The sequence below is a fragment of the Streptomyces galbus genome (assembly GCF_005280195.1).
GTDB lineage: Bacteria > Actinomycetota > Actinomycetes > Streptomycetales > Streptomycetaceae > Streptomyces > Streptomyces galbus.
In genome coordinates this window covers 62,810-77,852 of sequence record NZ_SZPR01000043.1, presented here as the reverse complement: position 1 = coordinate 77,852, position 15,043 = coordinate 62,810, and the positions used below count along the sequence as shown (strand labels likewise).

At 68.9% G+C, this 15,043-nt stretch carries 14 protein-coding genes and 1 pseudogene; 8 read left to right on the top strand and 7 right to left on the bottom strand.

Features of this window, described 5'->3' with window-relative positions; all coding sequences use genetic code 11:
- The 4 genes and pseudogenes from E4U92_RS34985 to E4U92_RS34970 form a co-directional block, all read left to right on the top strand.
- Nucleotides 1–667, top strand: a pseudogene (locus tag E4U92_RS34985) (IS5 family transposase); the annotation flags it as partial.
- A gap of 384 nt (nt 668–1,051) precedes the next feature.
- Entirely contained in the window at nt 1,052–1,612 is a 561-nt protein-coding gene (locus tag E4U92_RS34980) for a hypothetical protein (protein WP_137304490.1), read from the top strand.
- Nucleotides 1,613–1,616: 4 nt separating this feature from the next.
- The gene (locus E4U92_RS36960; protein WP_229863489.1) at nt 1,617–2,555 is read left to right on the top strand and encodes a DUF4231 domain-containing protein; all 939 of its coding nucleotides are present in this window, start codon (nt 1,617–1,619) and stop codon (nt 2,553–2,555) included.
- Between the two features lie 391 nt (nt 2,556–2,946).
- Nucleotides 2,947–3,441, top strand: coding sequence for a hypothetical protein (locus E4U92_RS34970; RefSeq protein ID WP_137304479.1), 495 nt, complete (start codon nt 2,947–2,949; stop codon nt 3,439–3,441).
- A gap of 129 nt (nt 3,442–3,570) precedes the next feature.
- Here E4U92_RS34970 and E4U92_RS34960 read toward each other — a convergent pair whose 3' ends face one another.
- Nucleotides 3,571–4,806, bottom strand: a complete 1,236-nt coding sequence (locus tag E4U92_RS34960) for an IS701 family transposase (protein ID WP_137304488.1) — start codon at nt 4,804–4,806, stop codon at nt 3,571–3,573.
- A gap of 478 nt (nt 4,807–5,284) precedes the next feature.
- Between E4U92_RS34960 and E4U92_RS36155 the strand changes: the two genes are divergently transcribed.
- Complete coding sequence (locus E4U92_RS36155; RefSeq protein ID WP_168725277.1) at nt 5,285–5,461, top strand: hypothetical protein; 177 nt, start codon at nt 5,285–5,287, stop codon at nt 5,459–5,461.
- A 56-nt stretch (nt 5,462–5,517) separates the two neighbouring features.
- On the opposite strand, the gene E4U92_RS34955 is transcribed toward E4U92_RS36155, so the two are convergent.
- A complete protein-coding gene (locus tag E4U92_RS34955; RefSeq protein WP_137304478.1) occupies nt 5,518–6,228 on the bottom strand; it encodes a hypothetical protein in 711 nt (236 codons plus the stop codon).
- Complete coding sequence (locus tag E4U92_RS34950; protein ID WP_229863487.1) at nt 6,225–6,707, bottom strand: RNA polymerase sigma factor; 483 nt, start codon at nt 6,705–6,707, stop codon at nt 6,225–6,227. Before E4U92_RS34950 ends, E4U92_RS34955 begins: the two co-directional genes overlap by 4 nt.
- A 572-nt stretch (nt 6,708–7,279) precedes the next feature.
- Here E4U92_RS34950 and E4U92_RS34945 point away from each other — a divergent pair.
- Nucleotides 7,280–8,884 carry a competence protein CoiA family protein gene (locus E4U92_RS34945; protein WP_168725276.1) on the top strand — a complete coding sequence of 535 codons (1,605 nt, stop codon included), beginning with the start codon at nt 7,280–7,282 and terminating at the stop codon, nt 8,882–8,884.
- A gap of 144 nt (nt 8,885–9,028) precedes the next feature.
- Here the strand turns inward: E4U92_RS34945 and E4U92_RS36955 are convergent, their stop codons facing one another.
- Nucleotides 9,029–9,316, bottom strand: coding sequence for a DnaJ C-terminal domain-containing protein (locus E4U92_RS36955; RefSeq protein ID WP_229863485.1), 288 nt, complete (start codon nt 9,314–9,316; stop codon nt 9,029–9,031).
- A 200-nt stretch (nt 9,317–9,516) separates the two neighbouring features.
- On the opposite strand from E4U92_RS36955, the gene E4U92_RS36150 reads away from it, so the two are divergent.
- Nucleotides 9,517–9,750, top strand: a complete 234-nt coding sequence (locus tag E4U92_RS36150) for a hypothetical protein (RefSeq protein WP_168725270.1) — start codon at nt 9,517–9,519, stop codon at nt 9,748–9,750.
- A 14-nt stretch (nt 9,751–9,764) separates the two neighbouring features.
- On the opposite strand, the gene E4U92_RS34935 is transcribed toward E4U92_RS36150, so the two are convergent.
- From E4U92_RS34935 to E4U92_RS34925, 3 genes are all read right to left on the bottom strand, one after another.
- Nucleotides 9,765–10,472 carry a hypothetical protein gene (locus E4U92_RS34935; protein WP_137304475.1) on the bottom strand — a complete coding sequence of 236 codons (708 nt, stop codon included), beginning with the start codon at nt 10,470–10,472 and terminating at the stop codon, nt 9,765–9,767.
- On the bottom strand, nt 10,469–11,161 hold the full coding sequence (locus E4U92_RS34930) for a DciA family protein (RefSeq protein ID WP_229863483.1): 693 nt from the start codon (nt 11,159–11,161) through the stop codon (nt 10,469–10,471). The genes E4U92_RS34935 and E4U92_RS34930 overlap by 4 nt, the downstream gene beginning before the upstream one ends.
- Nucleotides 11,162–11,278: 117 nt before the next feature.
- Nucleotides 11,279–13,390, bottom strand: a complete 2,112-nt coding sequence (locus E4U92_RS34925; protein WP_137304474.1) for a hypothetical protein — start codon at nt 13,388–13,390, stop codon at nt 11,279–11,281.
- A 1,001-nt stretch (nt 13,391–14,391) separates the two neighbouring features.
- On the opposite strand from E4U92_RS34925, the gene E4U92_RS34920 reads away from it, so the two are divergent.
- A complete protein-coding gene (locus tag E4U92_RS34920) occupies nt 14,392–15,039 on the top strand; it encodes an HAD family hydrolase (protein ID WP_137304473.1) in 648 nt (215 codons plus the stop codon).
- The last annotated feature ends 4 nt before the right edge of the window (nt 15,040–15,043 follow it).

Sequence of the window (15,043 nt, the reverse complement as noted above, 5' to 3'; positions counted from 1 at the left end):
TCAGCGGTTGCGCCTGGCGCCAACTGCCGCCCTGCTTCGGCATATCGAAGTCGACGGCCCACCGCCGGTTCCTGATCTGGTCGCGGGCCGGTGTCTGGGGCCGCCTCCACGAGGCCGTGCTGCACCAGCTCGACGACGCCGGCCTCGTCGATGTGACCCGCGTCGTTCTTGACACCGCCCATGTCAGGGCTAAAAAGGGGGCGAGCACACAGGTCCGAGCCCCGTGGACCGCGGCAAGCCGGGTTCCAAGATGCACGTCCTGTCGGACGCGAACGGACTGCCCCTTCTCGTCGGCGTCTCGGCCGGCAACACGCACGACAGCGAGGGGCTGAAGCCCATGGTCCAGGGTCACCAAACGAGACACGATCCTGATCGGGGCCGCTGCTTCAAGCCCCAGCGGCTGCACGCGGACAAGGCCTACGACCGTGCTGATCTGCGGAAATGGTTACGCGGCAAGCGCATCGGAGTACGGATCGCACGCAAAGGCATCGAGTCCAGCGAACGATTGGGCCGCCGCCGCTGGGTCATCGAGCGGACGATGTCCTGGCTGTCCGGCTACCGACGCCTGAGCCCTCGCTACGAACGCGACCCCCGTAACTACCTGGCCTTTCTCGGCCTCGCCGCCGCCCTGTGCTGCTACAAACGACTCCTCCGCCTTACCACATAGGACACGGTCTAAGGCGTGGTATGCCGCGAAGTCTTTGCCGTCGCGGGTAAGGGTGAGACTGCGAGGCTGGAGGTGCATGCCGACGTTGACCTGGGTCTCGTCCTGCACGATGACGGGCTCGCCGTTAGCGCTTAGGTTCACGCGGTTCTCCGAAGGAAGAGAGGTGTGAGGTCAGCTGCTCAGCATGGCAACTGACTACCCATCGGGGGAGGCGTCCAACAGCCGATCTCGCTGTCTGGCGGTCCCCCATTTCACCAGCCCAGCACAGCCCTGCGGCCGCCGATTGGTGGCTGGCCAATCATCGCCCTGACACCGCATGCCTCCACGTGACAGGGTCGGCTGCGATCACGAACATCTGGGATGGGGGCTTCCGTGGAAGCACGGATGTGGGACGGTCTGGTCAGCGTCGCGAAGGAGACGTACACCGCCTCGCTGGGCGAAGGGGTCGTGCCGCGCCCGCTGATGATGCCGCTGGTACGCGGCGAATTGGTCGGGCTGATCTGGGTCCGCCCGCTCAAGGTCGGCCAGGACGCGCTCGCCGGGATCGCGGAGCTCGCGAACATCGCCGCGGCGGCCGGCGCGGAGGAAGTCGTCGTCGCATGGGAGACCCACGACGTCGCCACAGCCTGCGAACTGCCGATCGTCGGCCCGGCGCCGTGCCTGAACATGGTGCTCGCCACGCTGGGCGGGCACGTCCTGCACCAGTTCCCCTACACCGAGCAGCTCCTGGCCCGCAGCCCCGAGGGCTGGGCATCGGTCGCCCCCAACTGGAGGCCGGCCCCTGCACCGCAGCCCGGCGGCGAACTGGTCCCGCCCATCCAGGCCGCGGTGGACTTCTCCTTCACTCCGATCGAGCTGGACCACCCCGACCCGTTCGGCGTCACCGTCGTGCTGATGGAAGAGGACGGCTACCGCATCAGCCTGACCGAAGCCTTCGCCCGCTGATCCCGTGACGCGGGACTTCGACGACGACGCGCCTCGCCGCCTCCAGGACGCGGACGACCTGATCAACGCCCGTAAGAGGGATGAAGCCGAACGGATTCGCGCCCGCCAGCGGGATGCCGACGAACGGATCTACGTGGTGACCACCAACCTTGTCATCGACGCCCAGGAGAAGCTCGCCCGGCGCCGGCGGCTGGACCGCATCTGGCGCGCCGGGGCGGCTCTCAGCTGGGTGTCCTTACTCGCCGCGGTCATCGGCACGGGCATCGCCTGGGGCACCACGGGCGACCCTGCACGGTTCGTCGTGGGTAACCTGATCTGCGGTGGCCTGCTCCTGATGTCCTTGCTGACGCTGATCGGCGTCTACTTCGCTGGGCGGGACGTGCCCAGCCTCCCGCGCCTGGAGATGCGCCTCGCATCGGCGCAGGAGGCGCTGTGGAAGCAGAAGGTCAAGAACAACCCGGATGTGGACGAGCGGCGCAAGCTCTACCGCGAGGAAGTCACGACCGCGGTCGAGCAGTACCAGGCCGACAGCCGAAAGTACCGGCGCATCCACAACGGTCTGCAGACCCTTATCATGATCGGTTCTGCGTCCACGACCACGATCGCAGCCTTGGACACCGGCAAGGAGCTGACCTGGCAGAGCGTCACCCTGACCGCCATCAGCTTCGCGATCACGGTGGCCGCGATGTTCACCGGCTACTACAAGTTCCGCGAGCGCAGTTACTTCCTCCAGCAGACCGCCGACGCCATCGAGGAGGAGGCAAACGCAGTCCGGCTCGGCATCGGCCCGTACAGCGATTACGGGCCCGGCCAGGAGGACGAGGCGCTGAAGAAGTTCACCCAGCGCGTCGAAGAGCACCGCAACGAGCAGCGCCGCCGCCAGCAGCAGCTGGACCAGCCCGCCGACCAGGCCACGCCCTCCAGCCAGCCGCCGGCGGCCTGACCCCGGCCTCACTCCCGGGAGCCGCCCTCCTCTGCGCTCGGACCGCACGGGTACCGGCGGCGCGGCGGTCGCCCCCGCCTCCCGCGCCCCCAGGGGAGGAAAAGAGCCAGCGCGGCCAGGACTTGGCCCAGGCCGGGAAGGATGTGCTGTAAGTCCTCGGGCCGCGCCTTCGCCACGACCGCCCTCGCGATGAGAGACGAGCTGTGACCCTCCCAGGCCACAGAGCGCCTGGCGGCGATACGAAAGGCCCGCATAGGCATCCCACCTGCCGGGTGCGTCGCAGTCATCGTCACCCTCTCCGCGCTGCACCCGCTCGAACACCAGCGTTCGGCCCCCACGTGCGCTGCCCAGCGACGAAGATGACCGCATGACGTCACTCCAAGACCCCGTCATGCACCTGATACGCGCATCCCTTGACCCAGCCGCGAGGACCGCGCGACTGCGCACCGAGTCGCCGGTGTGCCAGGTGGTCATTCGGGCAGCCGAAGCCGACCTGGCCGCGGGCGGCGCCCACAACGTCAACATGCTCGCGGCCGGCGCCGGGGTGGCCGCGGCCGGACTGACCGCTTGGCTCGCTCAGGAGCGTGACGTCGACGCGGCCGTCATCATTGCCGACTTCGAGAAGGGCGCCGCGATCCAAGGCATCCCACACGACCCGCTCGTGCAGATGCTCAAGACACTGCTGACCGGCCCCACCGGTATGCAGCAGACCGCGGAGTTCATGGTCCGCCTCCTCCACGACGACGAAGAGGCCTTCTACGACCTCATCGTTGACCTCGCGCACTACATCGCCACCTGCGTCGGCCTGCTTGCCGCACACGGCATCAGCAGCCGTGACGACACCCTGGAAGCTCTGGACGACATGCTGGAAACCTTCTACAGGTAGTAGTGCTTCGTTAGGTTGCGGGCCGTCTGTGGCTGCTTCGTCGGCTGGGCAGGGGGCGTCCGCAGGTGGTGCAGGTACCGGTCCAGCACCTCAGCAGGTCCTGAAGAACGTCGAGGACCTGGTAGAGGGTCAGGCCGGTGTGCGGACTTTTGGGTCGAGCCGCCTGAGGGTGAGGAAAGCCTGGGCGGCGGTGACGAGGGTGACGTGGTGGTGCCAGCCGCGCCAGGTGCGGCCCTCGAAGTGGTCCAGTCCCAGGCCATGCTTGAGTTCGCGGTAGTCGTGCTCGATCCGCCAGCGCATCTTGGCCCATCGCACCAGGTCAGCGACCGGTGTGGTGGCGGGCAGGTTCGATATCCAGTAGCCCGTCGGGGTGTCCTGACCGTCCGGCCATTCGATGAGGAGTGTCCGGGCGGGCAGGACACCGTCCCACCGGTTGCGGCCGCCGCCCGCTTCCTGCGCCGCGGCCAGGGACTGCTTGCCCGCCAGCCGCACGGTCAGCACCGCGAACCGTGAGGTCATCGTGCCTTTGCTGCCCTGCCTCCAGCTCACCTCGGTGAACCGCTCCGCACCCGCCTGCGCCGCCAGGACGCAGACCGCTCGCGGTGGGGTGCGGTAGCGGGGAAGGGTGGGCGGTCCAAGTCCGCCATAAGCAGGCTGGTGCGGCCGGGCGTCCTGCGGATGGGCGACTTCCCTGCCGTTCAGGGCCAGGACATAGGACAGTCCGCGCTCCTGGAGGCCGAGCCGGAAGGGGGTGCTGACGCCGTAGCCGGCGTCGGCGACCACGACCGGCGCCTTCAGCCGCCACTGGGCGAGTGTGTCCAGCAGGCCGAGCGCGAGACGCCACTTCTCCCGGTGCACCACATCGTCCGGTACTCCTGCCCTGCGGCACCGGTCCGGTTCGTCCGTCCACTCACGCGGCAGATACAACTGCCACTCCAACGGGCACGAGGCGGAGTCGGTGACGGCATGGACACTGACCGCGACCTGGCAGTTCGCCCGTTTCCCCACGGCTCCGCAGTACTGGCGGGCCACCCCGACCGACGCCGTCCCGCATTGGGGGAACGACACGTCATCGATCACCCACACCTCGGGCATGACGACTTCGGACAGCCGCTCGGCGATTCGCTGTCTGACGGGCAGCGGATCCCAGGGCGACTGGTTCACGAACTGCTGCAGGGCCTGCATGTTGCCGTCCGGCAGACGCTCGGCCATCGGCTGGATCGACTTCCGACGGCCGTCCAGCATCAGACCCCGCAGGTAACACTCGCCCCACCGCCGCTGATCCCGCCGCGGAAACGACCCGAACACATCAGCAACGAACTCCGATAACGCTCCCCGGAGTTGTTCCACTTCCCCCAGCCTCATACCGGAGAAGATGCCCACCACCAGGCGAGATCACCCGACGTAACGAAGCACTACTAGCGGAACTGATGGCAGACCGCTCTGGCCCGGCCAGGGGCCAGGGGGTGGCTACCGATGCGAAACGCCGTGACCCCGGCAGTTGCGATGCCGGGGTCAGGGCGTTGCCACCAGGTGGCTATCCGAGCCAGGTGATGGTGAGGACAGACAGGCGGCGCAGAGGCCGGTTAACCCGAGGAGCAGGCCCGGCGCTCTCGGCTGCTGTGTGCCGACTGCGACTATGACCTGCGTCAACGCGACGACGAGGATCGCCTGCCGTACAACATCCCGACCCTGGAGAAGCCGAACAAGATCCGCTTGGTGTGCGGGAGCTGCTGCAACCACGGCCTGGAAGCGCTGAAAGCTGCTGCCGGCACGGCGAGGCAGCCGTCATGACCGCGACGGGCGCGCACGGCAGGCTGCGGACAGGCTGCTGGTAGCCGAGATGGTCGGGCTGCTGAACGACGCCGAACACTACGTGTGGGGCACTTCTGACCAGCAACTGGCCTACCTGGAGCGGCGGGCGAAGCTGCTGCACCGGCTCGTGGACGTCACCGGCGACGAGCCCTCCCGCTACCTGGCGCAGGATGCCGAGGACCGCGTGGGTGCTGCCTGGACATAACTGAAGGGAGCCTCGTCGGGCAGTGTGCCCGGAGGCTCCCTTCGCTCGTGGCGGGGTCAGTGGCTGGTGAGTTCGCGCAGGCGGTCCGCGAGGCGGCGGTCGGGTCGGCCCAGCAAGCCGTCGTCGGCCTGGCCCGCTAGGCGGTCAACCTCTTCCCGCAGGCCGCCGATGGGAACCACCCGGTGGGCGCCGGTGCGGGCGCGGTATCCGGCGAAGGTCTCCAGCACGTCGCTCAGATTCGTCCTCTCGGCGGGGGCGTTCAGGTCACCGCCCGCCGAATCGCCCAGAGCGTCCACGACGCGTCCCCACCACAGGTCCGCCTCGCGTTGTTCGCCGTTGGTGAGGTGCTGCAGGTACAGGCAGTAGGCGGCTGCACCGTGGTCGGCGCCGGCGGCGAGCCCCCACCAGAATCTGGCGCTCTCGGGGTGGTGGGCGAGGTAGAGCGAGCAGGCGAAGACGTGGATTCCGTCGATGTCGAGATCGTCGGTCCAGCCTTCGAAGACGGTGTGCGTGGTGCCGATGATGTCGGCGAGGTACTTCACGTGGGAGGCCGCGCCGGCCTGGGTGACGCTCCACGACGAGACGGCCGTCAGCCGGTGCCGGGCGGAGGTCCTGTCCGGCTTCTTCGGCGTCGGCTCCGGGGCCGACGCCGGCGGCGGAAGGTACCCGGCGTCCTGGGCCAGGCGACGCAGACCGCCGGCCACGTCGAAGGAGCGGCGTGGCTCGCATGTGGAGGCGTTCGCCAGGCGCTCTTCCCATGTGTTCATGTGTTCTCCCCCTTGGACTTCAGGATCCGCTGGTACACCGGGGACAGGCGCTCCCGGGCCTTGCGGCAGTGGTAGTCGACGGTGCTGGGCGTGATGCCCATGTACCAGCTGATGCGCTTGGTGTCGTACCCGCCGATGTAACGCAGGACCATGACGTCGAACTGCCGCGCGGGGAGCGCGCCGAGCGCCGCGTACAGGCCGCTGCCGCTGTCCAGCGCCGCCATCTGCTCGCGCAGGGACAGCAGGTGCTCGGATATGACGGTGCGCCTGACGATCGCCCACACCTCCTGCTGCAGATCCTCGCTCTCCTCCTTCAGCTTGTCCCACAGGCGAAGGATCTCCAGGAAGGCGCGGTGGACCGCCGATTCGGCCGCGTCGTTCGTCCCCAGCACGGCCAGGGCCAGCTTGTGGAACCCTTCCTGGTGAAGGATGTAGAGCGCCTCAAACTCCACGGGCAGCGGGAGAGGGGCTTCGGCCACGGGAACGCGGCCGTCCTCTCCGACTTTTTCGGTCATCAGTCCTCTTCATTGAGGGGCGTTGGTCGGCGCGGAGGTGCGCCGGGCGTGAACTACTCAACCGTCCGAGAGCCCCGAACACGCATGCGCCCGCTGATGACTTTTACGTTCAGAGATCAACCAGTTGCGATGAGTGACGATAGTTGTGTCGGGCAACGTGACTTGACCAGCGCTTTTCTGTGACTGAACGTGACATGTGAATGACAGACGTGCAGTATTGGGTGACGGAGGCCACATGTGGATCAGGTTTCGCAGCGGCCAAGATCGACTCTTCTCCGAGTGAACTGCTCCAAGTACGCAGAAAAATCGCGGTACTTCTGCTAGATCGCCCTGGTCATGCCCCAGCCGCTGTCACGCCTCAGATCACACGGTCCACCTGGGTGCAGCGGCAAGAGCGTCGCCGTGACCGCTCTCACCAATGCTTCAGCGCACCGGCGTTGTCAGTGGCGAGGGGTACCGTCAGTTACTTAGGCGCCCGGGGTGTGGTCGGGCGCCGATCGGAGGCGGATTTCGTCTCCAGTACGGCTGGAGGTTGCATGGCTCTGGACAAACGCCGCGTGCAGACCGCAGTGATCGGCAACGCCGATTCCGAGCTCCCCGTGGTCCTTCCGATGGAAGCGATAGAGCTCGACGACTTCCGGGTCCGCCACGCCGGCCAGACCTACTGGTGCGGGATGTGGCTGGGCGGGTGCGGCCACCAGCTCTTCATCAAGCTGTACACCGACCGCGTCTGCCATTTCGCGCACGGGCCAGATCCCGAGCACACGTCCACCTGCGCTCGTAAGGCATCCGGGGTCTCCAGCGCGGACCACCTGTACATCAAGCACGGGCTGCTGAACTGGCTGGCGGCGCAGGACATCACCGCCACCGCCACCATCGCGCGCGATGCGGACGGCTCGATCGGCCGGGACGTGAGCTTCGCTCCCGCCGGACACGACACCCTCCGGGTCCTGCTCTCGGAGTCGCCCAGTTCTTCCGTGGCGGAGGAAGGGGACCCCGCCCGGCTGGTGCTCGGCCCGGAGATGACGCCGGATCCCGACGTGCTGCTGCGGCAGGGCTACGTCAACCGCATCCAGCTCGTCCCCGACGGCACGCGCCGCCGGATCCAGGTCGGCACCGAACGCCACGGCGGGGCCACTGAGTGGTTCGACCTGGAAGAGGTTGAGCTCACCGACTCGGGGCTCACCACTCCCGCGGTCGAGGAGATCCGCTGGCTGCGCACCACGCGGCGGCCCATCGGCGTATGGACGCCCAAAGCCGCGCCGCAACAGAGCCAGCCGGCCGCACGGGCTGTCACCAACGAGACGCACGGCATCCCGTCGCAGGACCGTGACGCTGTCATGACCGCTCTTGAGCAGGCAGTCAGCGAGGGGCGCAGCCGCATGGAGATCCGCCGCTGGCTGGACCGGGCGGAGGAGGTGACGCGCGGCGGGGCCACCGCCGAAGAGAACGACCTGATCAGGGCGGGGGCCGACGCGCTGCTGAGGCTGGAGCGCGGTGTCGGCGTGCCGACACCGCGGGAACCCACCTACCAGGAGCGCAAGGCCCTGCAGAAGACTGAGCGGCTGTTGCGCGTCTTGGCGCAGCACAGGGCGCACGGCTTGGGGGTGACGCTGCGCCAGCGCAACCAGCTTGCGCAGGCCGCGGACCAGGCTGCGGCCTGGCTCACCGATAAGCAGCGCGCACAGGTGCAGCAGTGGCGGACCGATCCCGAGCCCGCACCCGTACCGCGAGCCCCTCAGCCGCAGCGTGGCCACTCACCGCGTCGCCCGGCCTCCCGTCCCAAGCCGTTCGACGGAGCCGGTCTAGCCGACGCCGTACGCGACGTTCTGGAGCACGCAGCCCGACTGGGCAAGACGGTGTCCTTCACTGACCTGTGTGTCCAGGTCAAGGGTCTGGGCGAGCTGACGGAATCCGAGCAGGTGCAGGTGCTGCACCGGGTCAGGCCCACCGCGCGCCCCCGCAGCGCGGCACCTCAGCGTCCGGCCTTGCTCACCGCCCTAATCACCGCGGAGGACGGGACCATGTACCCGGTCTACCGGCAGCTCGCTGACCGTGCCGGCCACCTCCTGCCCCAGCAGGCCGACAGCGCCTGGACCGAGACAGTCAAGATCCTCCACGACCGCTACCGCACCCCGTAGCGGCCGATCGCCACACGGAACCTGTTGCAGCCCAGGGCCGCAACTCCAAGGAAGGGAGCTCGATACCGACAATTGCGAGCAGGCCGCCCCGTCCAGCACGGCAGCGCCTGGGGCTGGAGCACAGGAGCTTCGTCAGACGGCTGATCAGTCGACGATGTGCACGGTGACGTACATGTCTCCGGGTGCGCCGCCGTTATTGCCGGGGCTGCCGAGCTCGCGGATCCGGACTTCCTGGCCGTCCTTGAGGCCGGCGGGGATGCGGACCTTATAGGTGTGCTGCTCGCGCACGGCCCGGCCCTCTCCCTTGCAGGTGGTGCAGGACTGTGCCGCCTTCTCGTCTGTCCTGGTGGCGCAGGCGGGGCAGGCGTTGTGGGCGGTGATCCGCAGCGGGATGATCGCGCCGTCTGTAGCTTCCGCCCGGGTGACGAGCACCTCGGTGGCAAAGTCCTTGCCGCGGCTGGCGGGGCGGCTCCGAAGTGCCGGTCGTTGATCTCCTTGAGGACGTCCCGGACCTTCCCGGCTGAGGCCGGTCGCTGAGCCGGGTCCTTGGCCCGGAGCCGGTCGACGAGCCGTTCGAGTTCCACGGGCGCGTCCGGGCGCAAGGTGCGCAGCGGGGCGGGCTGCTCCTTGATGTGCTGGTTGACCAGGTGCCAGGAGGTGCCGGTGAAGGGTCGGCGGCCGGTGACCATCTCGTAGAGCGCGCAGCCGAGCGAGTACTGGTCGGAGCAGTGGTCGAAGGTGTCGAGCAGATCTTTTATGACGCCGAAGACGACGTCCTGCGGCACACGATCACCCTGGACTACAGCGGCCAGCCATACGTCACCCGCCACGTGCCCACCGCCGAGGAGCTCGCGCGCCGCGAGTAGCCGGCCCGCCCTTCCTAGCGGCGGTCGCTTCGGGCGCGTACGACGATCTCCAGAGACACCAGCTGATCCGCCCACGCGAACCAGGGCTCCATATCGCCGAAGGAAGCGGCCTCCAGCTCCTCGGTGACGCGCCAGTCAAGGGCGCCCTTCGGGCTTGCCCGACCGAGGAACTCCACATCGATGAGCATCTTCTCCCGGTCTCGATCGAACTGGCGGACCAGACCGTCGCTGCTTCCGGGGAGAAGAACCGCCCCCTGCAACGACAGTGCTGCGCGCAGGTCGCTCAAGGTCGGCTCGGCAGTCAACTGCCGCAGATCGCCCGGCGAAAACCCTGGATTGCCGTGGGCCAGCCTTTCCAGTAGCGCGGTCGCGAACACGACGCACGCGCTGATGTGCCGCCAGGCCAGACTCTCGACGGCATTCAGGTAGTCGACGGTGGCTGTCCCAAGCTCCAGCAGCGCGTCGGCGTGGCCGGTGAAGGCGCGCCCCTCACCGTACCGTTGGGCATTACCGAGCAGTTGGTCCACTCGGTGGCCCTGAGCATTTGCGCTCCTGAGCTCGTGATGCAGGTCCGCGCAGGCACAGAACAAGTCGCGCAGAGCCTCCGCTTCGTCAACGGTCAGCAGATCCAGTCCGGGAAAGCCGGATGCGTTTCCAAGGTTCCTCCCAACAAGATGCTCGATCACGGTAGAGACGCGTCCGCCGAAGCGGAGGGTGTTCACGCCACCTCACTAACTGAGGTCTGTTGCTGAAGCGACGTCGATGCTGGAGGACGAGACCACTCGACTCGGGCACGGCGTAGGGCGGCGGCCTCGGTCGCCGCGGCCTGGCGGCGGCGCCCGGTACGGGCCTGCTCGATCGGGGCCGGCGCATCGTAGGGGGCGACGTCGGGCTCGGGGAACGCCCGGCGCGACAGCTCCCGCATCGCCTTCGTCTGCCGCTCCACCGCTTCCGCGATCCCCGGATCCACCCGGGACGGTGGCGCGGCCTGGCGGTGCGCCTCGATCGCACGGCGGTAGCCGTTCGGCGGCGGCCGGCGCTCCACCGGCACGGCGGGCGTGGCCGGCTCCGGGGCGGCGTCGGCGCGGTCGGGCATCGGGACAGCGCCGGGCGGCAGGATTCGCAGGGCGCTCACGACCTGGCGGCCTGCTGCCTTGTTGGCAGCCGCGACGACGCGAGTCTGCTCCAGGCGGGCCTTCGTCGCCCACGCCGACGACTCCGGGCACACGGTGAGCCGACCGGAGTCCGCGTCGAAGCCGACAGCCGCCACGTGCCCCGCGAGCTCCGGGGCGATGGCCGCCCACCGCTCCCGCACGGTGGCGCCGACGGCCGGGAGCTCCCAGGCCCGTTCGGTGACCAGCGCGCCGATCGCCGTCCCGAGGCCCATCGGCTCGCGCCCGTCACGTCGCACCGTCGTACCGGTGCGGCTTCCTCTTCGTCTTCTGGCCACTGCCGTTCTTCCGGGCCTGCTCCATTGCGGCCCGCAGCGCGACCCGGGCTAGGTCGACCCCGGACACCTCGCCCTCGCTCATGCCTGCCCCCAGGTGGTGTGCCCGAGGACCAAGTGGTGCGTGCCCGAAAGGCGCTGCGCTTCGTCGACCAGCCGGTTGCTGAACAGGCGCCTGGCCGACGTCTCGCCGTACTGGTTGATGTGGTCGAAGACGACGTCGTGGTCTTTCATCGCGCGCACCCGCCAGTCGCGTACCTGGTCGGGGGTCAGGTCCTCGAGGACCAGTTCCTGGTCCTCGTCGACGTCGGCGGTCTCCGGCTCCGGAGCGGGCGCGGCGGCCGGACGGGGCGCGGGCAGGACGACCGGGGCCACCGGCGCGGCCGGGACGACGTCCTCGGGCTGCGCGGCCGCCGCGGCTTCGACGCGGGCCTGAGCTGCGGCGGCCTTCCGGGCCCGGTGCTGCTCCCACTCGTACGCCTTCGCCCACGCCCTGGCCGTCACGTCCCGGTGCAGCTGCTGCTCGGTCGCCGCACGGCGCTCCGCCTCCGAGGCGCCGGGCATCGCGGCGTCGACGGCGACCGCGACCGCACGGCGCTGGTCGCGGCGGTCGTCCAGCTTCTCCGCGCAGCGCGGGCAGTCCTGGCCGGAGTCGAGCAGCACCCGGTCGTCGCACCGCACGTCGCCGCACTGCTGACGCTGGGGCAGGGCCAGGCCGATCAGCCAACCCACCGGGTCCGCGATCGGCTTGCCCAGTCGCATCTGGGTCTCCAGGTGCCGGGCGAGCCGGTCAGCGAGGACCTGTGGAGCGTCCGCACGACCGGCGAACCCGATCACGCGCGCCAGCTCGCTGCGGACGGCGGTCTCCACCAGCTTCCGGGCGCCCCGACGCTCCAGGCGCGCCCACACCAGGCCAACCGGAGCCAGAACAACCCGCAGGTCCTCCGGCGGCAGGGGCACCCTCCCCCGCTGCTGCCTGCCCTGACCTCCGCCGTCCACGACGCGCACCGGAGCACCGGTCACCGGCCCGCGGCCGGGCTTCTTGCTGCTGATCGACGGGGACTTCTCCGGCTGTTCCCCGCGCAGCGGGCCGTCCTCGGCCACCGGCGACGCCGACTCGGCAACGATCGTCCCGCCGCCGGCGGCCTGGTCCTCGCGCACGCACGCGCGCTCCGGCCGACGGCCTTCAGCTCCACGGCCTTCGCCGGAAAAACCACAAGAGAGCTGCGGGGAAACCACGAGAGCAACCACAGAAGCGTGGTCTGCGTGGAGCTCTGCACTATCGGGACGCTCCTGATCCCCGGCCTTACCTGCCTGCTCAGCACCATTGATCCCAGGCGTATCAAGGGAACTGGCAGCGTCAGCGGGAGCATGATCTCCGCCTGCACTATTGGGACGCGGCGAAAACACCGCTCCGCAGCCCGAAACAGCCTCCACAGATGCCAGCGTGCGGCCGTAGGCGTGGGCCACCGGCGGCAGCATGACCCGTCCCCGCCCGCGCATCCGCGTCGCCGTGCCCTTGTGCTGACGCGCCACGACATCGGCCTGCGTCAGCCGGGCCAGCACCTTGCGGGCCCCGGCCGGCGAGCAGCCCAGCAGCCGGGCCAGCGTCGCCGCCCCGCGCCCCTCCTTCTTCTTCACCGACCCGCCGCACAGCTGCAGCCAGCCCGACGCCCTCGTGTTCAGGACCATCAGCAGCAGCCCGAGCCGGTCGGTGGCCGCCCCCTTGCCCCGGCGGCCGGCCAGCAGCCCCGGCGGCGTCGGATCCTTGTCCTCCGGAGACCAGCCCGGGCCGAACAGCGCCTCGATGAGGCGCAGCAGCGTTGCCAGCTCGGCCTTGTCCAGCGCCAGCGGATGCGCGGTCCCACCACTCTTGCGGGCCCGCCACAGGGGCATGACCAGGCAGTCCAGGCCGGTCGGGTGGCCTTTCTCGTCCGTCACCACCTTCGTGTGCAGCCCGTCCGACTTCTTCAGCGGGGCCAGCACGTTGCGGTGTACGGCCGACTCGCCCACCCCCAGCCAGCGGCCCAGCTCCGCAACCCAGATCGACGTCTGGTTGTCGTTCTTCGCACCCTTCGGCGCCCGCGACTTCGCGTACAGCACCACGGCTGCCAGCTTCGCTACGTCCTTCTGCCCGGCGATCGACGGGTCCGTTAGCAGCGCCTGGACCGCGTTGCGTAGCCGCACCCGCATCGCACGACCTAGACGCAGCGGATCCTCCGGTCTCTTGCTGCCTGACTCTCCGCAGACCGGTACCGATCGCAGCGCGGCCCGCTGCCGCGGAAGGACTGTGAAGCCGTTCTCACAATCGTCAGTCGGGTCCGGTGGCGTCGCGGCCTCGGCCGCCCCCGCCATCACAGGATTCCCCAGCAAGGGCTAGCCAGGGGAATCTCGGCACGGTGTGCTGGAGATGACAGCGCACATACAAGGTTAAAAAGGACCAAACGGGCATAGCCCGGCTGGAAAACGGCATAGCAGTCCTGCACAATGGCTCCTGTCGTGGAGGCATCGCCAAGACGGCATGACGAAGCCCCCTAGTGGTGCTTCGTGGTTCTGCGGAGAACCTGTTTCGGGCGTTCGATCCGGCTGCTAACCGGGCCGAACGGCCCCTTCGACCGGGGCTGCTAACCCCGTCGGTGTCGGGGGCGCTCAGCCGAGGTGCTGCTAACACCTCGCAAACTGGGCGTCCCGGCGGCTAGGGCCCTTTAGCGGGCGCCGCCACGAATAACGTGACTACGACGATTGGGCCTCCGGAGTGGAGATCTGACCGTGCTGCCCGCCAGCACGGAAGTCGACGCGCCACAGAGACGCAAGGTTGTCCAGGTTCAGGCTGGCCGTAAGAGGGCCGCGGGAACGCAGGCACCCCGCCGGAGCGACGCTCTTGCGTCGCTGCAACGGCGGGGTGGTGTGTGTCCGCGTGCGGGTACGGGTACCCTGCATCACGCGACCTCCTTTCTAGCCAAAGGGGTGCGCCGGGCCGGGTTACCCCGGTCGAGAGCCCTCGGGACTTGCCTAAGGTCCAGGGGGCTTTTTCCTGTGCAGTTGTGGATCAGGTCCAGGGATACCCTACTCCCCCGCCGTACCAGCGAAGGACCATAGATGACGACGTGTCGGACAGGCGTCTGATGGGCCGTCATCCAACTCTTCAACCTGAAATAGGGGTCCCTGAGCCAGGCCAGGTACGGTTCCGGACCATGGCCCGAGTTGCGCTTTTCGACCTGGACGGCACGCTGGTGGACCGGCAGACAGCTCTCAGCGATGCACTGACTTGCCTGTGCCGCTCGCGGGCCCTTCCCAGCGATGCCGAACGATGGCTGCGTGCCGCGTTGGTCGACCGCGCGTCCGCCAGCGACTTCGCTCGGCTGAGGGAAGTCTTCGGCCTGGATGTGTCCGCAACCGACCTGTGGCATGAGTATGTGGACCTCATGGCGGCCGCCGTCACCTGCCGCCCTACGGTCATCGAGGGCCTGGCCCGCCTGCGCGCGGCCGCGTGGACCATCGGCGTCGTCACCAATGGGGCCAGCGACATCCAGCGCGCCAAACTCACTGGCACGGGCCTCGCAGCTCTGGTCGACGGCGTCGCTGTCTCGGGCGACCTTGAGATCCGCAAGCCGGATCGGCGGCTCTTCGAACTCGCAGCGTCCCGTTGCGGCGTCAGCCTCGCGGACGGCGGCTGGATGGTCGGCGACAACCCGAGCGGAGACATCGGCGGCGGCTACCAGGCTGGCCTGCGCACCATCTGGCTGCGAGGTCGCCCCTGGCCCGACGGACTTCCCGCCGCGCACCACGTCGTCAACGACGTCACCGACGCCATCACCATCCTGCTCGCAGAGACGGAGTAGCACT